This is a genomic window from Paenibacillus sophorae (assembly GCF_018966525.1).
Taxonomy (GTDB): Bacteria; Bacillota; Bacilli; order Paenibacillales; family Paenibacillaceae; genus Paenibacillus_AQ; species Paenibacillus_AQ sophorae.
The window spans coordinates 3,389,093-3,409,358 of record NZ_CP076607.1 but is presented as its reverse complement, the minus strand read 5'-3'; the positions used below and the strand labels follow the sequence as shown (position 1 = coordinate 3,409,358).

The 20,266-nt window shown below is 52.2% G+C and carries 21 protein-coding genes; 5 read left to right on the top strand and 16 right to left on the bottom strand.

The window, feature by feature from the left end:
• Positions 1–57 precede the first annotated feature (57 nt).
• The 6 genes from KP014_RS16085 to KP014_RS16060 form a co-directional block, all read right to left on the bottom strand.
• Positions 58–726 carry a TraX family protein gene (locus KP014_RS16085; RefSeq protein ID WP_036592227.1) on the bottom strand — a complete coding sequence of 223 codons (669 nt, stop codon included), beginning with the start codon at positions 724–726 and terminating at the stop codon, positions 58–60.
• Positions 727–770: 44 nt separating this feature from the next.
• Positions 771–1,760, bottom strand: a complete 990-nt coding sequence (locus KP014_RS16080; protein WP_036592225.1) for an aldose 1-epimerase — start codon at positions 1,758–1,760, stop codon at positions 771–773.
• 82 nt (positions 1,761–1,842) lie between these two features.
• Positions 1,843–2,565, bottom strand: a complete 723-nt coding sequence (locus KP014_RS16075; RefSeq protein ID WP_036592224.1) for an MgtC/SapB family protein — start codon at positions 2,563–2,565, stop codon at positions 1,843–1,845.
• Positions 2,566–2,804: 239 nt separating this feature from the next.
• Positions 2,805–3,599, bottom strand: a complete 795-nt coding sequence (locus tag KP014_RS16070) for an ABC transporter ATP-binding protein (RefSeq protein WP_036592221.1) — start codon at positions 3,597–3,599, stop codon at positions 2,805–2,807.
• Positions 3,583–4,512 carry an ABC transporter permease gene (locus KP014_RS16065; protein ID WP_090833921.1) on the bottom strand — a complete coding sequence of 310 codons (930 nt, stop codon included), beginning with the start codon at positions 4,510–4,512 and terminating at the stop codon, positions 3,583–3,585. The genes KP014_RS16070 and KP014_RS16065 overlap by 17 nt, the downstream gene beginning before the upstream one ends.
• Before the next feature lie 65 nt (positions 4,513–4,577).
• Complete coding sequence (locus KP014_RS16060) at positions 4,578–5,639, bottom strand: ABC transporter substrate-binding protein (RefSeq protein ID WP_036592220.1); 1,062 nt, start codon at positions 5,637–5,639, stop codon at positions 4,578–4,580.
• A 325-nt stretch (positions 5,640–5,964) separates the two neighbouring features.
• Between KP014_RS16060 and KP014_RS16055 the strand changes: the two genes are divergently transcribed.
• A complete protein-coding gene (locus KP014_RS16055; protein ID WP_036592219.1) occupies positions 5,965–6,888 on the top strand; it encodes a C40 family peptidase in 924 nt (307 codons plus the stop codon).
• 52 nt (positions 6,889–6,940) lie between these two features.
• Here the strand turns inward: KP014_RS16055 and KP014_RS16050 are convergent, their stop codons facing one another.
• Positions 6,941–7,351 (bottom strand): DUF2500 domain-containing protein, encoded by a 411-nt coding sequence (locus KP014_RS16050; protein ID WP_090833920.1) that lies wholly within the window; start codon positions 7,349–7,351, stop codon positions 6,941–6,943.
• Between the two features lie 169 nt (positions 7,352–7,520).
• Here KP014_RS16050 and KP014_RS16045 point away from each other — a divergent pair, with 169 nt between their 5' ends.
• The 3 genes from KP014_RS16045 to KP014_RS16035 all read left to right on the top strand — a co-directional run bounded on the left by KP014_RS16045 (position 7,521) and on the right by KP014_RS16035 (position 9,704).
• Positions 7,521–7,898, top strand: a complete 378-nt coding sequence (locus KP014_RS16045; protein ID WP_036592218.1) for a hypothetical protein — start codon at positions 7,521–7,523, stop codon at positions 7,896–7,898.
• 63 nt (positions 7,899–7,961) lie between these two features.
• Positions 7,962–8,456 carry a cation:proton antiporter regulatory subunit gene (locus KP014_RS16040; protein WP_036592217.1) on the top strand — a complete coding sequence of 165 codons (495 nt, stop codon included), beginning with the start codon at positions 7,962–7,964 and terminating at the stop codon, positions 8,454–8,456.
• A gap of 3 nt (positions 8,457–8,459) precedes the next feature.
• The gene (locus tag KP014_RS16035; protein WP_036592216.1) at positions 8,460–9,704 is read left to right on the top strand and encodes a cation:proton antiporter; all 1,245 of its coding nucleotides are present in this window, start codon (positions 8,460–8,462) and stop codon (positions 9,702–9,704) included.
• A 130-nt stretch (positions 9,705–9,834) separates the two neighbouring features.
• Here KP014_RS16035 and KP014_RS16030 read toward each other — a convergent pair whose 3' ends face one another.
• From KP014_RS16030 to KP014_RS16015, 4 genes are all read right to left on the bottom strand, one after another.
• The gene (locus tag KP014_RS16030; protein ID WP_036592228.1) at positions 9,835–10,122 is read right to left on the bottom strand and encodes a stage VI sporulation protein F; all 288 of its coding nucleotides are present in this window, start codon (positions 10,120–10,122) and stop codon (positions 9,835–9,837) included.
• Positions 10,123–10,187: 65 nt separating this feature from the next.
• Positions 10,188–12,239 carry an ATP-dependent DNA helicase RecG gene (gene recG, locus KP014_RS16025; protein ID WP_036592215.1) on the bottom strand — a complete coding sequence of 684 codons (2,052 nt, stop codon included), beginning with the start codon at positions 12,237–12,239 and terminating at the stop codon, positions 10,188–10,190.
• 13 nt (positions 12,240–12,252) lie between these two features.
• Positions 12,253–13,113, bottom strand: coding sequence for a DegV family protein (locus KP014_RS16020; protein ID WP_036592214.1), 861 nt, complete (start codon positions 13,111–13,113; stop codon positions 12,253–12,255).
• Between the two features lie 31 nt (positions 13,114–13,144).
• Positions 13,145–14,923: a DAK2 domain-containing protein gene (locus KP014_RS16015; RefSeq protein ID WP_036592211.1), complete on the bottom strand. Its 1,779-nt coding sequence runs from the start codon at positions 14,921–14,923 to the stop codon at positions 13,145–13,147.
• A gap of 189 nt (positions 14,924–15,112) precedes the next feature.
• On the opposite strand from KP014_RS16015, the gene rpmB reads away from it, so the two are divergent.
• On the top strand, positions 15,113–15,301 hold the full coding sequence (gene rpmB / locus KP014_RS16010; protein WP_025334690.1) for a 50S ribosomal protein L28: 189 nt from the start codon (positions 15,113–15,115) through the stop codon (positions 15,299–15,301).
• Between the two features lie 85 nt (positions 15,302–15,386).
• Here the strand turns inward: rpmB and spoVM are convergent, their stop codons facing one another.
• From spoVM to KP014_RS15985, 5 genes are all read right to left on the bottom strand, one after another.
• Positions 15,387–15,467 (bottom strand): stage V sporulation protein SpoVM, encoded by an 81-nt coding sequence (gene spoVM, locus KP014_RS16005; protein WP_036592208.1) that lies wholly within the window; start codon positions 15,465–15,467, stop codon positions 15,387–15,389.
• Between the two features lie 125 nt (positions 15,468–15,592).
• The gene (rpe, locus tag KP014_RS16000) at positions 15,593–16,252 is read right to left on the bottom strand and encodes a ribulose-phosphate 3-epimerase (protein WP_036592206.1); all 660 of its coding nucleotides are present in this window, start codon (positions 16,250–16,252) and stop codon (positions 15,593–15,595) included.
• 3 nt (positions 16,253–16,255) lie between these two features.
• Entirely contained in the window at positions 16,256–17,161 is a 906-nt protein-coding gene (rsgA, locus tag KP014_RS15995) for a ribosome small subunit-dependent GTPase A (protein ID WP_036592204.1), read from the bottom strand.
• A 113-nt stretch (positions 17,162–17,274) separates the two neighbouring features.
• Positions 17,275–19,488 carry a Stk1 family PASTA domain-containing Ser/Thr kinase gene (pknB, locus tag KP014_RS15990; protein WP_090833919.1) on the bottom strand — a complete coding sequence of 738 codons (2,214 nt, stop codon included), beginning with the start codon at positions 19,486–19,488 and terminating at the stop codon, positions 17,275–17,277.
• Positions 19,485–20,261, bottom strand: coding sequence for a Stp1/IreP family PP2C-type Ser/Thr phosphatase (locus KP014_RS15985; protein WP_036591537.1), 777 nt, complete (start codon positions 20,259–20,261; stop codon positions 19,485–19,487). The genes pknB and KP014_RS15985 overlap by 4 nt, the downstream gene beginning before the upstream one ends.
• Positions 20,262–20,266: the final 5 nt, after the last annotated feature.

Genomic DNA, 20,266 nt, shown 5'->3' with positions numbered 1-20,266 from the left:
GCAAAATCATTATCTCAGCTAAGGGATATTCTGTAAATAGATAGGGTATGCCGCTTTTTACATAACGAAAATACTTCTCCAGTCCATCTCCGGTAAATCGCCATAGTATAATAGCCGGATAATGGCTAGCACAGCCAAGTGCCCCGGGTAAAATGACCACCACACCCAGCGCGGAATGCGCCGCTTTCGGAGGTGTTCCCACAGCTCAGGTCCGTATGCGATCACCAGGGTCGGCAGGAGACTCAACATTTGAACAGTCCAGCCATAATAGAACATATAAATTACATTCAGCGCCAAATGCGCCAGAACGAGCCTGTACGAACGGGCATAGCGGAAGATCAGCACCAGCAGCAGTCCGTAGGCATTATAATCAAGCGGAAAATAGTCCATCAACCACAGGACCGGAGCTGCAACCACAATGCCCATCCACAGCTTGGGCAGCTTGTCGAGCGCAATCAGCACGAGTTCGGAAAGGAGCAGCGTAAAGACGACATTCAGTCCTCGCGGATCAAGGGCCAAATTGTACGGAATTTGCGCGATCAGTGCGATAATCAGCAGCCGCAGAAAATATCGGGACTTGGAGGAGGTATAGAGATGCCCCTGGACAAGCGCATAACAATATATGGGGAACGCAATTCTACCGATATACCGCCAACCAAGGTCCTGAGGAAAAAAGATATATCCGATGTGATCAATCAGCATGGTAAGCATGGCAATAAGCTGCATGTCAGTCCTCCAATAGGTTCCGCGGATAAAATCCGGTACTATGCTTACTTAAGATACAATCTCGCGGTTTCTTCCCAATATTCGCCCGGCTGAAGACTGAACAAGCCGATTTCTTCGCCCGGCAGCTCCACATTCGGCGCATTGATCAGATTGATCTGTGGCTCGGGGCAGAAAAAGCCTTCTGCCGCGCCGTTGTTCCAGATCATCCATTGCTTGTAAGATGTGCCTACATCATACACCAGAGTCACGCCAAGTCTGGTATCGGTAAGTTCCATCCGGTTTCGTCCATTTTGCGGGACGGCCGTATAATGGTTGTCCAGCGGGGCAAAGAACGGGTATACTCCTTCTTCCCGAAGTTCTGTCTCTTCCGGTATAAGAGGCTGATAACTCCCCGTCGGAAGCATCCGTTCATTAAGCTGCCATCGCTTCCCGATGGTTAACTTCACCCGGTAATCGCTCGCATTACTTTCCTGAGCAAAAGGAGCGTTGACCGCCGTATGAAAAGCAAGCAGGCAGGGCATCGCCTCATCCCCGTCGTTGCGAATCAGAACCTGCTGGGACAGTCCCGCTTCCGACAAGCCGTAGCGCAGCTTAACGGTGTATTTATGCGGCAAATATTCGTAAGATGGATGATTCTCGTCCACTTTGACCGCTATGGTAACATAGCTCTCGTTCTTTCCGGTCCCAAAGTCTTCCACCTGCCAAGCCGCCGTATATAAAAAACCGTGTATGTGGTTGCCGGTCGCTTCCTCGTTAATCGGCAGACGATATACTTGTCCGTTCCAGGGAAATTTTCCGTCCTCGTATCGGTTCGGCGGGAACAGCACGGGAATCCCATACACTCCAGGACTTTGCTTAAAAACTTCCATACCTTCCGTTCCCGGTTCGCGCAGGAAGCGATAACCGCTCTGCGTATCACGGAAGGCGATCAAGTTGCCGCCGATTCCCGGCAGCAGCGCCGCTTCATAACGGCCGGCTCTGAGCCATACCGCGTCTTCACCCTCAAATTGTCCTTCGTATGCTTGGATATCCACTGGGTCACCCCTTCTCCTAAATAATGTAATTGCTTTCACTAAAGATAGATTACCATATATCTATTCCGTGTGTATCTTTTTCTTACAACTGTTCCACTTCGACATTCAAGATATACTCAATATCCTTTAAATCATAATAGATTTCGGTGCAAAAGTTGCGGTCGGGGGCGGACAGGACCATATCGATCATTTGTCTTCCATCATCCAGGTCCTTGATTTTCATCCGCCGAACTATTCTTTCTCGGAATTTCCCTTTATTCTTTTTATTACCATTCCCCACCCGATTTTCGATTTTGTCGATGACTTCAGCCATGGCCTCATCGCTCGCCATAATAATCTTGACGGAAACGTCGTGATTGTTAAGCGACTGCGGACCGACGGTGCGGATAAGCCAAGGAACCGCATTGACCGCAAAAATGAGCAGCACTACAGCAATACCCGCTTCGACATAGAAGCCGGCCCCCACCGTGATGCCGATTCCCGATGCCGTCCATATGAGCGCCGCCGATGTCAGGCCGGAGATCGCGTCGCCGCCTCTGCGTAGGATAACGCCTGCACCCAGAAAACCGATGCCGCTTACGATTTGCGCCGCCAGCCTCATCGGGTCCATGTTAGGATGATCCGGACCTGAGAATTTTTCAAAGGCTTGGATAGATACGATTGTGACGAGACAGCTGGCGATACTAATGACCATACTGGTTCGTATTCCGAGCGGTTTCTGCTTTAACTGCCGGTCGATCCCGATGAATAGTCCGAACAGCATGGCAATGAGCAGCTTAATCATAGATACAATATGTTCATCCATCATCCGACCTCCTCTCAAAGGTATAAGTTATATTATATAGGGCAACAAGATACGACACTAATCTAGTGATGAAAGCAAAAGGCCCCACTGGCGTGGAGCCCATGCTCTTAGTGAGAACCTCTTGTAATACTTATGCCTGCTCGCTTCTGCATAGAATTCCAATACATAATAAGCTCAAAAAAAGGATGCAAGCACCGATAAATCGGAACAAGCATCCGGGTAATACCGAAGCTGGCTGCTTAGCCCAGCACTATTCGGTCATCCGCCAGTTTATGTCCGCTGATGGCTTCGAATTCGCCAAGAAGACGTTCCACCGTCAAATCCTTTTTACGCTTCTCGTCAATATCAAGGATAATCTGTCCTTTGTCCATCATAATGAGCCGATTGCCAAGCCGGATGGCTTGCTCCATGTTATGGGTCACCATCAGAGTTGTCAGCTTCATCTCCCGTACGATGGATTCGGTCAGCCGCGTAATCAGCTCCGCTCTGGCAGGGTCGAGCGCTGCCGTATGCTCGTCCAGCAGCAAAATTTGCGGCTTCGTAAACGTGGCCATCAGCAGACTGAGCGCCTGTCTTTCTCCCCCCGACAAGAGACCTACCTTCGCCCGCAGACGATTCTCCAGGCCGATGCCAAGCCGCTGAAGCTCTTCGCGGAACATCGTTCGCTTCGAGGAGGATACGCCGATGGACAGGCCTCTGCTCTTGCCGCGCTTGTAAGCCATTGCCAGATTCTCTTCGATGGTCATACGCGGCGACGTGCCGGCCATCGGGTCCTGAAAGACCCGCCCGATCCAGCGGCTGCGATGATGTTCGGCCAAATGGCTGATCGAGCTTCCCTCGATGAGGACTTCGCCAAGATCCGGCTTCATGACGCCGGAAATAATATTCATCAGCGTCGACTTCCCGGCTCCGTTGCTGCCGATTATCGTTACGAAATCACCCGGATTCAGCTCCAGGTCGATGCCAAGCAGTGCGATCTTCTCATCAGGCGTGCCCGGATTAAACAGCTTGGATACATTATCGAGCTTTAGCATCGGCAGCGCCTCCTCTCTTGCCCTTCAAGGCTAGCTCGGCCAGCTCAGCCGTACGCTTGCGGGCGCTGTTCTTTTGCTTGAGGAAGCGCTGCACTGATGGGAATACCAAGGCGATTATGACGATAATTGCCGTAATCAATCTCAGGTCGGAGGCGTCCAGCCAATCCACCCTCAGCGCCAGCGCGACAACGATCCGGTACAGAATCGAGCCAAGCACAACCGCGATCGTCGCACGGAACACACTGCCCGAGCCGAAGATCGCTTCCCCGATTATAACGGAGGCGAGGCCGATAACGATCATCCCAATGCCCATTGAGGAATCGGCAAAGGCCTGATATTGGGCAATGAGCGCTCCAGAGAGCGCCACAAGCCCGTTCGACAGGCTGATGCCGAGAATCGTTGTACTGTCCGTGTTCACACCGAAGCTGCGAATCATCCGCGAATTGTCTCCCGTCGCCCGCAGGGCAAGGCCCAGATCGGTGCGCAGGAACACATCCATCAGCAGCTTCACGGCGATGACCACGAACGGCATGACATACAGCGGATTCATCATGGAAATCAGCGTCGTCTCGCCCATCAGCGACACATTGGGCTTGCCTAAGATCCGCAAGTTGATCGAATAGAGCGCGATCATCATCAGTATCCCCGATAGCAGCCCGTTAATCTTCCCTTTGGTATGCAGCAGACCTGTGCACAGCCCGGCAAGCATACCGCCGGCAAGCGCCCCGAACGTAGCCAGCCACGGCGAATAGCCATGAGTGATCATGACGGCGGCGATTGCACCGCCTGTCGTAAAGCTGCCGTCCACCGTCAAATCCGGAAAATCCAAAATCCGAAACGTAATATATATACCTAAAGCCATAAAAGCATACAGTAGCCCCAACTCTACCGCTCCAAGCATTGACCCCCACATAGATGCCTTCCTCCTTCAAACGGCAAGGGGCGCCTGTTAAGAAAACGCCCCGGTTCAAATCTTTGTTATTGAATGATATCGTTGGTCTGATCGGCTACTTCTTTCTTCATCGCGTCGGTTACTTCAATGCCCTGAGCCGCGGCAGCCTTCAGGTTAAGGATAACGTCCAGCTTCTGCTGCACCGTTACCGGCAGATCGCCGATTTTCTTGCCGTTCTTGAGCACTTCAACAGCCATTTGTCCGACTTGATAGCCGTGATCGAAATATTTAAAGCCGACTGTGGCAAAAGCGCCTCTCTCGACAGTGTCGCGGTCGCTTGAGAAGAATGGAAGCTTGTTCTCATTGGCTACCTGAATAATGGAATCAACCCCGCTTACAACCGAGTTATCAAGTGTAATGTACAGCGCGTCCGCCCGTCCAACCAAAGATTCGGCGGCTTGTTTGACCTCGGAAGTATTGGTCACCGGAGCTTTGACCAGCTCAATGCCATGCTTGTCCAGGGCAGCCTTGGCTTTGTCCGCCATTACAACGGCGTTCGGTTCGCCTTCATTGATAATTAGTCCCAGCTTCTTCACATTTGGGAACTGAGCGGCGATGAAATCCATCAGTCTGATAATCGCCTCAGGATTCGTATCGGATGCACCTGACACATTTCCTCCAGGATGATCAAGATTGGTTACCACTTTCGCATCAAGCGGGTCCGTTACGGCCGCAAACAATACCGGCGTATCGTTCTTGATTGCCTGTACAAGCGCTTGGGCCGACGGCGTTGCGATTCCAATGGTCAGGTCATTCTCTTCACCCGCAATCTTCTGGGCTATAGACAAGTTGTTGGCTTGATCCGCCTGAGCGTTCTCAAAGTCAACGGTGAGGTTCTGTCCTTCGACGATCCCCGCATCCTTGAGTGCGGCTATAATGCCGTCGTACGTCGCATCCAGCGACGGGTGCTCAACATACTGCGATACAGCGATCTTGTAAGTTTTGGTATCAGCGCTCGCGGTGCTCTGGGCGGTGCTGCCCGGGGAGGCCGTGGCGCCGGTATCCGCCGCTTTATTATTGTTACCGCAGCCTGCTGCTGCGAGCATGACACACAAACTGAGCCCCAACCAAATTTTCTTTCTCTTCATGTAGAAACCCCTCTTCTATTTTAGTTTATCAGCTCTTGGCATGAATCGTACGCCACAGCCTATCGCTTTTACAGATAAAAGCAATAAAGCGAATGCGGGCGGCAAACACATCCGTGCCAGCTATCTATGAAACCATATTATACATAGGTTCAATTTCCGTCAATCCGAAAAAATAACCTCGCCAAGCCTGGCGAGTCGCATGTTCCCATGTTCCGGGGGCTATTCATCCTGATCATTCCTGACAGCCATTTCCTGAAACCCGGCCACATAAAAAGATGGCGGCTGAGCATACTGAGTTTACAATTTTGAAAATGGAGCGTGAGAGATGTTCGCGAATCGAAAAAAAATATTGTTCATGACCTCCGCCCTGTCTGCAGCCGTTCTGGCCGCATCAGCCTGTGGTAACCTGAGAAACGACGGACAGCTCCGGACAAATGCGGTCAAGCCTTCGGTTCAGTCAAGAAGTTATATCGAAAAGCTGCCTGTTACTGATCCATCCGGCAAGACATGGGTCCCTCTAGAGGCAGCGGCCAATTCACTTGGCTACCGTGTTGAAGAAGAACCCGGTGGGGGCGGTTTTGCCAAAATTGGATACAGCGATGTAATGTACAGAGTGCGCCCGGGATCAGCAAGCGCTTTCTCGCTCGGTGAAGGCTGTACCCTCCCGGATGCACCGAAACAACAAAACGATAAAATTTACATGACGACTGAAGCGCTGGCGAAATTGTTCAATACGGAAGTCAGTTGGAATCCGGGAAGCGGCGAAATTTCTATTGATACCCCAAAAGAACAAACCACGAAAGGGCAGCATACAGAGGTTAAATCAGACAAACCGTTCCGCATTCAGAGCCTGTCCTCGTCAGAAATCGGCGAGCTGATCACCTACGCTAAGAAATATCTGGGCGTTCCCTATGAATTCGGAGCGGCTCCTTACGAGGAATCCAAGACATTTGACTGTTCTTCTTTTACCCGTCATGTCTTCGAGAAGTTTGGTGTCGATTTGCCCCGTCTGGCCAGAGATCAGGATAATGTCGGCAGATCCGTCAGCCGGCAGCAACTGGAGCCCGGTGATCTGATTTTCTTTACCGTCCCCGGAAGATTCGAGAAAGACAGCATTCCCGGGCATGTCGGCATTTATATCGGAGACGGAGAATTTATTCATACCTGGGGCGATCCCGGAGTTCAGATCAGCAAGCTGGACAGCGGGTATTGGAGCAACGTCATTCTGCATATGCGGCGCGTCCTTTAGGACGTGCCTGCATGTGCTTTTTCAATATACCAAAAATATTTCAGCCAGCCGCTTATCTCATACTGTCTCGGCCGGATTCCCGCTCGAACCCTTTGAATCTCGTCCCTTGATACGTCAGCTCTCCCCGGTCGCCCTCAACAATCAACCCATACAATCGGTCAGGCACTTCAAGTTCAACCCTGTCGCCGTTCGGAGTTTCAAAAGTTACATAATAATCCGTGCTTGCGCTTGTATCTCCCGAACCTCCACGAACTCTGAACCGTTTGGAAACTGCCGTGCAGGAAACGGTGAGCAGTTCGCTTGCATTGTTAACCATCCACTGTTTGATTCCTTTGAAGGTGGCATAAATAATTATAAATAAAAATACCAAGGCAAAGATTTTGAAGAATATCGGTGTATCATGCCAAAAGAGTTCAAAAGCGCTGGGTTGTGCAAACGTGGCTGACCCGATCCATTCGATCATATTCATTCCCCCGTTCTTATCGGACTTTGCTTATCCAATCTAGCTGCCCGAATTGTTTACATTATGTACGCAAAACACACGGCAAGGGTTGCGCTCCACCTCGTTCATTTGGATCTGAGCAGCCGCTATGTTATGATTTTAATACTAAATCGGCTATGGAGGTACCTGTTTGACTCAATATATAGATCTTAGAACGCGAAACGGGCTAATCCGGCTTGCTTTGGCCATCATCCTTGCATTTGCCTTGCCGACGTCTGCCTTCGTGGATTGGAGCAGCCAGGCAGCTCAGGAGAACGGCACAAAAGGCATCGAACAGCAGGAGCGCCATTTTGCGGTGACGTCCGCTCGCCTGCATCCGCAGCAGCATTTTCCCGCCGCCTTATCGCGTCTTCCATATGAACAAACCGCTCTTGTCTCGCTGGAACCTTATCTTTTGCCTTTGCTGTTCGCGTTATTTTATCCGCTTATCTATAATCTGTTGAAGCGCTTGCTTCTGTATCCGCTTAAATTCACCTCAAATTATGTGGTTTTCACATTCGGTGGCTGAATACATTGTGGACGAAATAGTAAACTTACAAATACATCCGAGTTATTGGAGGCTGGATTTATTATGAACTTTAGAGAATGCGATTTGCCCGGAATCGGGAGAAAATTTGTGCTGCAGACCCGCAGCGGCGATAAGCTCGCTATTATTGTACATGATGATGGACGGCGGGAGCTGTATCATTTTGAATATGACGATCCAGATCAAAGTATTTCCATGGTAACACTGGACGATGAAGAAGCCAGGTATATTTCGGCTATTATCGGGGGCGTCACATACAAGCCAAGGTCGCTCGAATCCATTGATGTTGCGCTGGACGATCTGATTATTGAGTGGTACCGTCTAGAGCCGGGGTTCAGTTGTGTGGGCCGTACGATCGGTGAGCTTGATATCCGCGCCCGTTCCGGTGTGACCATTATAGCGGTCATCGAAAAAAATCACACCAAACATATCAGTCCTGGACCCGAATTGAAACTGCCGCCGGAATGCATCATTGTTGCCGCGGGGGAGAGAGAACAGCATAAACAATTTAGGGATATTTTGCGGAATGGATGTGGTTGATCGATGAGCCATATCGTATTTGAGGTCGGACTGGCGATAGCACTTGTGGCGCTGTCCGGATTACTCGCCGCGAAATTCCGCTTCTCCGTCATTCCATTTTATATACTTGTCGGTATGGCGGTCGGACCGCATGCCTTTCAAATTTGGCATCTGGATTTCCGGTTTATCGAAAGCGCCGCTCTAATTGAATTTATGGGCAGGATCGGCGTCCTGTTCCTACTGTTCTATCTCGGGCTGGAATTCTCCGTGGGCAGGCTGGTCAAAGCGGGGAAATCGATTGCAGCAGGCGGAACAATCTATATTCTGATCAACTTCTCCCTTGGTCTGGTACTAGGCTGGGGACTCGGATTCCCGCTTGAAGAGGTTCTGGTGGTGGCAGGCATTACGACCATTTCCTCCAGTGCAATCGTGGCTAAAGTTCTGGTAGACCTGAAGCGTACCGCCAACCCGGAGACCGAAATGATTCTCGGCATCATCATGTTCGAGGACGTGTTCCTGGCGGTCTATATCTCCATTCTTTCCGGCCTGGTGCTCAGCGGCTCCTCCTCCCTTGGCGGAGTGCTGCTGTCGGCTCTGATTGCGCTGGTCTATATGCTGGGACTCCTTATCGTCGGCCGAAAACTGGTCCCCCTGCTTAACAAGGCGCTTAATATCCGCTCAGGCGAACTGTTCGCTCTAGTCATATTCGCCATTCTCTTCCTGGTGGCGGGCTTTTCCGAGACGATTCACGTCGCGGAGGCGATCGGAGCGCTGCTGGTCGGCTTAGTTCTTGCAGAGACGGAACATGTCAAACGGATCGAGAAGCTGATTATTCCGTTCCGCGATTTTTTCGGAGCCATCTTCTTCTTCAGCTTTGGTCTTACGATCGACCCGCGCACTCTCGGCGGAGAAGCCCTATGGTATTCGCTTGCGGCTGTGGTCGTCACGCTGCTGGGGAATTTCGTCGCAGGTATACTTGCCGGGCGCAGCGCCGGCCTGAGCCCGCGCGCTTCTTCCAATATCGGCCTTACCATCGTGTCGCGCGGCGAATTCTCCATCATTATGGCCAATCTTGGCAAAGCGGGCGGACTGCTCGCCATTTTGCAGCCGTTCGCGGCCATGTATGTGCTGATCCTGGCAATTCTCGGTCCGCTGCTGACCAAAGAATCCAAATGGATTTACAGAGCGCTGGATAAAGTATTCAAATTTGAAAGCAGGCACGTCAAGCGGATGGCCCAGAAGCGCACCCCTGCCTCCGAGGAACGATAGGCTTAGGAGCATTGATCTGGTTTGTTTCTTTACAGCAATTAAAAAAGCGTTCCCGGCACTTAAAGCCGGAACGCTTTTTTACTTCCTCAGCGTGTATCCGCCGCTTGCTTGTACGGTCTGTCATCCACGGCTAACGGAACATCCCCCATAAGCGAATCAAGTGGAACGTATTATTCGGATCGATTTTTTGGGCGATGACAAATCTGACTATGCTGTCCTCCTGAGCGGAAGTAAGTCTTTCCCCCATGATACCCGAAGCATTGTGTACCAGTCTGCGCACCACACCGGGGTCTTGAAGCTGCTGTTTGCTGACGCCGTTAATCAAATTCTTGACCCGTTCCTTGACCGCCGGATTTTTCATCTTAAGCTTGATTCGCTCCACCAGTTGCGGGCTGATTCCATATTGCTGATAACTCAAGCTTGACGCACCTCCCGTCATATCCAATCTTTCTCAGTATATGACGGGACGTGTCTCCATGTGCCTCAATCGATCAGATCGCCCTGAAAAATTTGTTCTTTTTGGAGATAGCTTTGCAGCGGAGCGAACTCGGCGGATGTCCAGAAGGTGCCATCCTGGAGCAGCTCGGCGGCATCGCCGCGCGCCTGCTCAAGAACGGCAAAATCGGCCGCCATATCCGCGAGGCGGAACTCCGGCAGACCGCTCTGCTTCGTGCCGAAGAAATCGCCCGGTCCCCGCAGCTCGAGATCGCGCCGGGATACTTCGAACCCGTCGTCCGTTTCTGTCATTGCGGCCATGCGCTCGCGTCCGACCTCCGATTTGGGATCGGCCACCAGCACGCAGTAGGAAGCATGCTCTCCCCGTCCGACGCGTCCGCGAAGCTGATGGAGCTGGGACAGTCCGAACCGGTCGGCATCCATGATAATCATCAGGGTGGCATTCGGCACATCGACGCCTACCTCGACAACAGTTGTGGACACGAGCACCTGTACTTCATTATCGTAGAAAGCGCGCATGACCTCGTCCTTCTCACCGGGAGTCATCCGGCCATGCAGCAGTCCCACCCGGTAATCGGGAAAAGCCTGAGACAGCTGAATATGCAGATCAATCGCGTTCTGCACATCCAGCTTGTCCGATTCCTCGATCAGCGGACAAATAAGGTACGCCTGGCGCCCCTGCCCCACCTCGCGTCGGACCAGATTCAGCACCCTCTCCATCATGTCCGGTTTCACCCAATAGGTTGAGATCGGAATACGCCCTTTCGGACGCTCGGACAAGGTGGAGACATCCATATCGCCGAAGACGGTTATCGCCAGCGTTCGCGGGATGGGGGTCGCCGTCATCGTAAGCACATCCGGATTGTAGCCTTTACGCCGCAAAATACTGCGCTGATTCACTCCGAACCGATGCTGCTCATCCGTTACAACGAGGCCAAGCTCCCTGAAGAACACGTCCTCCTGAATCAATGCATGCGTTCCAACGACAACATCGACTAGGCCCATTTGCAGCGAGGCGAGCAGATCCTTGCGCTTGCGGCCGTTAACGCTGCCGGTCAGCAGCGCTACGGAAATGCCGAACGGCTCGAACATCGTCTGAAGCGATCTGCTATGCTGTTCGGCCAAAATCTCCGTCGGCACCATCAGCGCTCCCTGAAAGCCCGAGCGGACCGTCGCGAACAGCGCGATTGCCGCGAGCGCCGTTTTGCCGGAACCCACATCGCCTTGAAGAAGTCGGTTCATGCAGTAAGCGGAACGCATATCCTGCAAAATCTCAAGCTCAGCCGCCTTTTGGGCATTCGTTAATTCAAACGGGAGGCTGCGTACGAATTGGCGGACGGTCGCATTATCCACCGTATGAACCATGCCGTCCATCCTGCCCCGATTGAGCGTACGGAAAGCCTGAACCTTCAGTTGGAACAGAAACAGTTCCTCATATACCATCCTTCTGCGGCCCTGCTGGCCTTCCCGTGAATCCTCGGGCTGATGGATCGTGGCGATCGCTCGTTTGCGCGGCACAAAATCGTATTTATGCATAATGGGCTGCGGCAAAATTTCAGGGATCATATCCCCAAATTGCAGCAGCGCCTGGGCAATCGTCTTGCGAAGCCAGCTCTGCGTAATTTTGCCGCCGACGGAATACACCGGCTGCAGCGTTCCGGTCTTTCCTTCCCCGCGGTCCGGAAATTCATAATCGGTGACTGTAATTTGCGACCGCTTCTGATCCCATTTTCCGCTGATGACAATTTGGCGGCCCGCCGTCAGCTGCTCACGCACATAATGCCGGTTGAACCAAGTAGCCGTAAACATCCACGGCTCCGCCATCATTTTGCAGCTGAGCCGCGACTTCCCGCCAAAACGCTGAAGCACCGGGATGCCGATGACTTTGGCCTCAACCGTTACTTTATCCCCGTGCTTCACCTCGCTGAGCGATTTCGGACGGTAGTCCTCATAGCGGAAAGGATAATACTCCAGCAAATCTTTCACCGTAAATATGCCAAAGGCGTGAAGCTCAGCCTGCTTTTGAGCGCTCACGCCACTAATTTGTTTTACCTCTGTTGTATCCAAAGAAAGAGTCATATTCATCCCTCATCTACGCGGGCCATATAAATACGGCAAGCGTGCCGTTGCCGACATGACTTCCGACAACAGGCCCTACGTTAGTCAGCACTTTGTCTTCCAGTGTAAAATACGCTGAGAGTTCCTGCAGAAATTCTTCACCGGCAGCAGGCTGGGCCGTATGTCCGACAGCCACATTGATTTTGTCGATACCTTGCAGATCCTTCTTGAACAGCTCGATCATGCGGGCTACCGCTTTTTTTCGTCCTCTGACTTTCTCTACCGCATAGATAACGCCTTCCTCGTCGATTGACAGAATCGGCTTAATATTGAGCAGTGTGCCAAGGATAGCCGAAGCTTTGCCAATCCGTCCTCCCTTTTGCAAGTATTCCAGTGTATCCACCAGAAAATATAGCTTACGCGAGCGGCGAAGCTGTTCGACCGATTTCAAGATTTCCTCCGGACCTTTCCCTTCAGCAGACAAACGCGCCGCATGAACCACCAGCAAACCGAATCCGTAAGAAGCCGACAAGGAATCAACTACGGTTATCCTTTCGCCTTCTTCCTCCAGCATTGATTTGGCGAGCAGCGCCGATTGGTAAGTTCCGCTAAGTCCGGAAGAAATATGGAAGGACAATATCGGACTATCCGGATATCGCTCCAAAATATTTCTATACACATCCATATATTCAACCGGCGACGGCTGTGACGTGGTCGGCAGCTGGGAGGAACGGGGAAGTCGCTCATAGAACTGTTCCGGCGTCATGTCGACCCCGTCGCGGTAAGATTCCTCTCCGAACATGAGGGTAAGCGGTACGACATGGATGCCATAAGCTTCCGCCATGGACGGTGGGATATCAGATGTGCTGTCGGTGACGATTACGGTATGATTCATGGTAAACCTCCCCTTCGTACAGTTAATGGGCTTAAGATTCTACCGAGAACAAATAATAGTACAGCGGCTGACCGCCTTCGTGAATTTCAACCTCTGCATCGGGATAATTCGCTCCTAGCCAGCCCTCTAATGCATCCGTATCCTCAGGGTTGGCTTCTTGCCCCGTTAAAATCGTAATAATCTCGTCTCCGCTCTCCAGCATCTTGGACAGCAGCGCCTGGCTGGCAGACAGCAGATCCTCGGCGGCGGCGACGATTTTGGAATTGGAAATACCGATATATTGCCCCGCCTTAATGTCCATTTCCTCGTATTTGGTATCCCTTACCGCATACGTGACCTGTCCCGATTTCACCCGACCAATGGCCTCCAACATTCTGCCGGTATTGCTGTCTGCCGATTCTTCCTCTTGGAAAGCGAATGCAGCGGCAATGCCCTGCGGAATGCTCTTACTCGGAATAACCGTAATCTCACGTTCGCCTTCAAGGAGTTCTTTAGACTGCTCAGCGGCAAGAACGATATTGGAATTGTTCGGCAAAATATAGATATGCTTCGCTGAAATTGACGATATGGCGTTTACGAAATCCTCAGTGCTCGGATTCATCGTCTGGCCGCCTGCCAGCACTACATCGATGCCTAAGCTTTTGAAGATTTCAGAAATCCCGTCGCCGGAGGAGACTGCGATAAAGCCATATGGCGCCAAATCATACGCCGGGGGCACCGCTGGTGCCTCTATGCTGCTTTTTTCTTGGGGAATATCTGCAAATACTTCAGGACTCGGGGCGATGTCCATCCCGGCTGTCAGCAAATCACGGTGCTGCTCGCGCATATTCAAAATATGAATCTGGGTAATCTCCCCATAGAGAAGTGCGAGATTCAACACTTCACCCGGAGCCTTGGAGTGAACATGCACCTTAATCGTGTCATCGTCAGAAATGACGATAATGGAATCGCCATTCACCGATAACGCTTTCCGGAATTGAACCTCATCAAACGCCTCAGCATGGGAACCGCCCAACTGGCGGTTGATAAAGAACTCCATGTCATATAAGAACTCGATATCTTCCGTCGACAGCCGCGATTGGGCCGATACCGGCACATATGCCGGCTTTACCTCCGACTTGGTCAGCACAACTGCCGGCTCTGCGGGCACCGCCTCTCGGACGGCTTGTCCCTGTTCGGAATCCGCGAACCGCCCATTCATTAAAGATTCTAAAAAACCTTCATATATATAAACTAAACCTTGACCTCCCGAATCCACTACGCCCACCTGCTTGAGCACCGGCAGAAGATCCGGCGTTCCCGCAAGCGCCTCTTTGGCTTTGGCCAGCACATCGGTCATCAGTTCATTAATATCAGTTGTCCGCCGCGCCAGGAAAACAGCATGTCTTGCAGCCTCCTTGGCCACAGTCAGGATGGTCCCTTCCACCGGCTTGACTACCGCTTTATACGCGGTATCCACACCAGTCTGCAGCGCAGCCGCAAACTGAAGAGAATTCATTTCTTCGTATGCCGCGGCATAACGACCGAATCCACGGAACAGTTGGGACAAAATAACGCCGGAATTACCGCGCGCGCCCATCAGCAGGCCTTTGGACAGGACGCCGGAACATTGTCCAATGGAAGACGAATGATTCTTCCGCAATTCGCCCACCCCTGCGGTCATCGTCAAGTTCATATTGGTCCCCGTATCCCCGTCCGGAACCGGAAAAACATTCAAGGAATTCACGTGCTCCGCATGCTGCTGCAGTTTATCAGCGCCGGCCAATACCATCGCTGTAAAATCTATTCCATTTATAGAACGCTTACTCAATGAAAATTCCCCTTCCTGCCTTCATGTCTCTCGTAGCTAACACAAACTAGACACAATGCACTAATATATATTGTACTATAAGCAACTTAAGAAATAAATGTTTTTGAACCGGTTGACGAGGCATTTTTTACTGTGATATTATATTTAAGTATTGTTTTATGCAGGTGAACGCAACAAGGAGGTGTAATGATGTCCCGTAAATGTGCTGTAACTGGTAAGAAGCCGAGCAGCGGCAACCACGTATCCCACGCCAACAACCGTAACCGTCGCTCCTGGGGAGTTAACGTTCAGAAGGTCCGCATTCTGGTGAACGGTAAACCGAAGCGTGTATACGTAAGCACCCGCGCCCTGAAGTCCGGTAAAGTAGAGCGCGTCTAGTTTCCGAAACTTAATCTCAAACAAAAAGCACCCTTTACATATGTAAGGTGCTTTTTTTCATGTTGCTTTATTCTGCTTACGGCCCTCAGCTCTTCTGAAATGTGTTCAAGATCGCCTTGACAACCCCTCCCAAAAACTTCGGCAGCTTAAATGTATAAAATTTCATGTTTCACCCTCCGATCAATGCTGCAGCCCTCATTAAGACACAAAAAAGGCTACATGAGATTTCTGCTCATGTAACCATATTTATGCGACCGTAACTTGGCCTATACCTCTTGACCTTTACTCCTGTTAACGAGCTGCAGCAGCCGCCCGAATCGCGGAAATGGCCGCCGCCCGGTCGCTTTGGCCGAACACGGCATTGCCGGCGACCAATACATCCGCCCCTGCCTCGCATACGACACGGGCTGTCGCTTGAGCAATCCCTCCGTCCACCTCGATACGCAGATCATGGCCGATCTCTGCCGCCCACTGGCGAATTTCCCGGATTTTGTGCACGGTGCCGGGGATGAACGCCTGTCCGCCGAAGCCGGGATTCACGGTCATGACGAGGACCATATCGACATCCGCCAGTACTTCCTTCACAGCTGAGGCGGGCGTCGCAGGGTTGATCGCCACACCGGCGAGCAGACCATATTCCTTAATCTGATGAATCACCCGGTGCAAGTGGACGCAAGCTTCGGCATGAACGGTTATGACAGCCGCTCCGGCCGCCGCGAAGTCGGCTATGTAGAGTTCCGGCTTCTCAATCATCAGGTGGACGTCCAGCGGTAGAGACGTATGGGCCGATACCGCCTTGACGATTGGCGGACCGAGTGTAATATTAGGCACGAAATGGCCGTCCATCACGTCCACATGAATCCAGTCTGCGCCGGAGGCTTCAACCTCGGCCACTTCGGAGCCGAGTGCGGCGAAGTCCGCCGATAGTATGGAAGGAGCAATTTTGATCATGTGTCAATACCTCCGCTTCTTGTCTTTCATTTCATTAAAAAACAGCTTGTAGTGCTCATAGCGGCTGTCCGAAATCTCTCCGGCCTCCCAGGCCTCGATTACTCGGCAGCCCGGTTCGTGAAGGTGGCTGCAGCCGCGGAATTTGCATTCCGCTGCATAGGGTACAAACTCACGGAAGCAGGAAGACAGCTCCTCCACTCCAAGCTCCAGAAAATCCAGCTGGCTGAAGCCAGGCGTATCCGCAACATAGCCCCCATTGCCGATATCCATCAACTCGACATGCCGCGTCGTGTGGCGTCCCCGCCCCAGCCGCATACTGATCTCGCTGGTCTCCAGAGAAAGACCGGGAACAAGCCGGTTAAGCAGCGAGGATTTGCCTACACCAGACTGGCCGGCAAACACGCTGATTGTGCCTGCTAGCCGCTTCCGGAGCTCCTCGCTGCCTGAACCCGTCCGCGAACTAGTCACCATCACTTCATAGCCAATCCGCTCGTACAGCTGTTTAACATGAGCGATGCTCTCTCCGTCCTCTTCCGCCAAATCCCATTTGGTCAGCACGATGATCGTGTCCAATCCGGAATGCTCAATATGAACGAGAAATTTATCAAGAAGCTGCAGATTTAGGTCCGGTTCCCGAACGGAGAACAACAGCACCGCCAGCGAAGCATTTGCTACTGGCGGACGAATCAGTTCGGAATCGCGGGAGTGGAGTTCATCTACCGTCCCTTCTCCATTCTCGGTCAAGGAATAAATGACCCGGTCACCAACAAGTGGAGACTGGCCTCTCTTCTTAAAGATGCCGCGGGCTCTGCACTGAACGATTTCATCCTCCGGAGAGATCTTTCCTTCCCGGAGCGGTTTCACATAATAAAAACCGCTTAAAGCCTTGACGATTACTCCTTCAGGCATATAATGAAGCCTTCCTCTCTTGGATTCGGCGGGCACTATGGCAATCCGTCTCCCCGTTTGCTGCAAGAGCGGCTGTTTAAGCGGCCGCTCTTGTCTTTGAATAGTTTTTGTGATTACTTCTTATCTTTGCCTTTCTTCTTATGGCCGGAGGCGTCACCCTGGCCAGATATGATCTGCGTACCGCTCGCACTGTACCCCGTCTGATTGACGCCCTGCTCGCCCCCGGTATCCGGCGGAGTACCTTCCGTTCCGGGCGCGGTAACCGGATCTGCAGACGGTTCCGTACCGGCAGGTGTCTCGGCCGGCGTTTCGGCCGGAGACGGCGATGGCGGATTGACCGGCGAAGGTTCGGGAATTGGCACCGTACCGTTCTTTGCATCAATGTAAGAGACGGAATACGTATCGAAGAACTCTCCATCCCGGTACACCATGACAGCCCCTTCCTTATTTGGAGCGAGGATAAGGTTCACCGACAGCACCTGGGTTCTGCTAATCGTTCGGGTTCCCCAATCCTGTTTCTCGCCATTGTTCCGCGCATCGACGAATTCGATCCGGATCTTTGTCTTCTTCCCTTCCTGCACCGGAGATACCGGAAGGTTGAACGTGTATTCCAGCGCCTCAGGCGGATAGCCGTCACTGATGTATATGGTGATTTTTTCACCAGGCAGCGCCGCTGCGCCTTTTTCATACGGCCATTGCTTCGTTATCTTGCCCTTTTCCACGGAAAAACTGGCTTCCGTCTTCACATCGCCGAGCTCCAGGCCTAACTCCTCCAGCTTGGCTTTCGCATCCGACTCGGTGAGGCCCGTTAAGTCAGGCATCGTGATGCTCTCCTGGCCTTTGCTGACAGTGATCGAGATAGCAGCGGTATCCGGGTCATATTGGCTGCCTGATATCGGATTCTGCCGGAGTACCTCGCCTTCCTGAACCTCTTTGCTGAATTCGCTGTCCTGCGTTATTCGGCTCTGCTCCACACCTTGCGCCATCAGAGCTTTCACCGCATCGTCATAAGTCATTCCGGACAGATCCGGCATTTGCTGTAGCGGCTTGGCGATGCTTACCTTAAGCGCGATGGTAGTACCTTCTTTTACCGTCGTATCCGGCTCCTTGCTCTGCTCGAAGACAATCCCTTCGGCATAGTTAGGGTTGTACTGAGTCGTTACCGGCTCTTCCAGAACGAGTCCGGCTTCGCTCAGCTTGGCTTTGGCATCCTCCAGCGATAGACTGACCAATTTGGGAACCGTCACTTCCGGAACGACCAGCTTCGCGTTTACATACCATACCACCCCGGCCATCGCGATCAGAAGCAGCAGCGTAAGCCCGATCCACAGCGCGGGTCTTCCCCAATCCTTTCTCTTCTTGCCAGACGGGGTATCTTCCTCACGGATCATTCTATCCTCGCCACGGCTACGCAAGCCGTTGCTCCTGGGATTCGGTTTGATCGCCGGCATCACCCTGGTCCTGTCCTCATCGTCTTCCAAGAAGCTTAGTTTCGGCTCGCTGCGGCGCTCCGGGAGCAGACAGGTTTCCAAATCCTGAAGCATTTCTTTGGCCGATTGGTAACGCTCTTCCGGGTTTTTGCGCATGGATTTAAGAATAATATTCTCCACGCTTTGTGGGATCATCGAATTCAGCTTTCGCGGCTCCTCGAATTCCTCCTGAAGATGCTTTAGAGCTACGCTGATTGGACTCTCGCCCAAAAAAGGCAGGCTGCCGGTCAGCATCTGATAGATCACGATGCCGAGCGAATAGAGATCCGATTTTTCACCTGTGGCGACACCCTTGGCATGCTCCGGAGAAAAATAATGCACCGAACCGACAACCGAGCCGGTCTGGGTAATCGTAGTCGACGTCACCGCGCGGGCGATGCCGAAATCAGTCACTTTGACACGGCCGTTGCGACCGATAAGTATGTTATGCGGTTTGATATCCCGATGAATAATCTGATTTTGATGGGCATGATCGAGCGCGTCGCAGATTTGGGTGGCGATTCTCACCGCTTCATCTACCTGCAACGGCGCCCTCTCCTTGATAATTTCGTTCAGATTCTTGCCTTCCACATATTCCATGACAATATAATGAATTTCATCTTCCTGTCCCACGTCGTAGATACTAACCACATTGGGATGAGAGAGCGAAGCGGCGGATTGCGCTTCACGCCGAAACCGGCGAATAAATTCCTCATCATGCACAAATTGGTTACGCAATACTTTAATAGCGACATTACGATTGAGCAGAATATCATGTGCCCTATATACAAGCGCCATTCCGCCCCCACCGATCCGCTCGATGACTTGGTAACGGCCTCCCAACTCGTGACCGATCATCTCTCCCACTCCTTTGATTCGGGCACAGCGGCCTCCTCATGATGTTCCAGCATGGCGACGCTGATATTATCGCCGCCGCCGGCAAGCAGAGCCAGCTGAAGTAAACGGTCCGCTCTTTCCTTAAGCGATATTTCCTGCATGCCGGCAACCTTCCCCAGGTGCTCGCTACTAACAAAATTGCTCAGACCATCGCTGCACAGCAGCAGCACTTCACCCGGTTCAAGCGTTATTGGAATCAAATCGACTTTGATGTCCTCATCCGTTCCTAGAGCGCGTATAAGAACGTTGCGCCGTGGATGCGTATCCAGCTCCTCGAGTGTAATCTGGCCGTTCTTGAACAGCTCGTTTACCAGTGTGTGATCCTCGGTCAACTGCCGCGCCTTACCATCCTGAATTATGTAAGCTCTGCTGTCGCCGATGTGACCAATGTATCCAGACCGCCCTGCGAGCAGCGCAGACACGACAGTCGTCCCCATGTTGTGGTAACGCTCGTCACTGGCCGCTTGCTTGTAGACGGTATCATTGGCTTTCATTATCGCGTTCGACAAGACCGCGCTTAAGTCTTCTCCGGAAAGACCGGACGCAATTCCGTCCAGCCCTTCCCGGACAGACTCAAGCGCCAGGCGGCTTGCGGTATCACCCGCTAAATGCCCTCCCATTCCATCGGCGATAATACCCAGCGTATATCCTTGGCTCGTAACACCGGTCCAGACCGAATCCTCATTGACGGTACGTACCCGTCCAATGTCGCTGGCATGAACTGTTCTGATCAAAAGAT

Bases quoted from the DNA above. Each gene is read 5' to 3' on its own strand.
- KP014_RS16085 (WP_036592227.1), bottom strand. From the start codon at position 726: ATGCAGCTTATTGCCATGCTTACCATGCTGATTGATCACATCGGATAT.
- KP014_RS16075 (WP_036592224.1), bottom strand. From the start codon at position 2,565: ATGGATGAACATATTGTATCTATGATTAAGCTGCTCATTGCCATGCTG.
- KP014_RS16070 (WP_036592221.1), bottom strand. From the start codon at position 3,599: ATGCTAAAGCTCGATAATGTATCCAAGCTGTTTAATCCGGGCACGCCT.
- KP014_RS16065 (WP_090833921.1), bottom strand. From the start codon at position 4,512: ATGTGGGGGTCAATGCTTGGAGCGGTAGAGTTGGGGCTACTGTATGCT.
- KP014_RS16060 (WP_036592220.1), bottom strand. From the start codon at position 5,639: ATGAAGAGAAAGAAAATTTGGTTGGGGCTCAGTTTGTGTGTCATGCTC.
- KP014_RS16055 (WP_036592219.1), top strand. From the start codon at position 5,965: ATGTTCGCGAATCGAAAAAAAATATTGTTCATGACCTCCGCCCTGTCT.
- KP014_RS16050 (WP_090833920.1), bottom strand. From the start codon at position 7,351: ATGATCGAATGGATCGGGTCAGCCACGTTTGCACAACCCAGCGCTTTT.
- KP014_RS16040 (WP_036592217.1), top strand. From the start codon at position 7,962: ATGAACTTTAGAGAATGCGATTTGCCCGGAATCGGGAGAAAATTTGTG.
- KP014_RS16035 (WP_036592216.1), top strand. From the start codon at position 8,460: ATGAGCCATATCGTATTTGAGGTCGGACTGGCGATAGCACTTGTGGCG.
- recG (WP_036592215.1), bottom strand. From the start codon at position 12,239: ATGACTCTTTCTTTGGATACAACAGAGGTAAAACAAATTAGTGGCGTG.
- KP014_RS16020 (WP_036592214.1), bottom strand. From the start codon at position 13,113: ATGAATCATACCGTAATCGTCACCGACAGCACATCTGATATCCCACCG.
- rpmB (WP_025334690.1), top strand. From the start codon at position 15,113: ATGTCCCGTAAATGTGCTGTAACTGGTAAGAAGCCGAGCAGCGGCAAC.
- spoVM (WP_036592208.1), bottom strand. From the start codon at position 15,467: ATGAAATTTTATACATTTAAGCTGCCGAAGTTTTTGGGAGGGGTTGTC.
- rpe (WP_036592206.1), bottom strand. From the start codon at position 16,252: ATGATCAAAATTGCTCCTTCCATACTATCGGCGGACTTCGCCGCACTC.
- rsgA (WP_036592204.1), bottom strand. From the start codon at position 17,161: ATGCCTGAAGGAGTAATCGTCAAGGCTTTAAGCGGTTTTTATTATGTG.
- pknB (WP_090833919.1), bottom strand. From the start codon at position 19,488: ATGATCGGTCACGAGTTGGGAGGCCGTTACCAAGTCATCGAGCGGATC.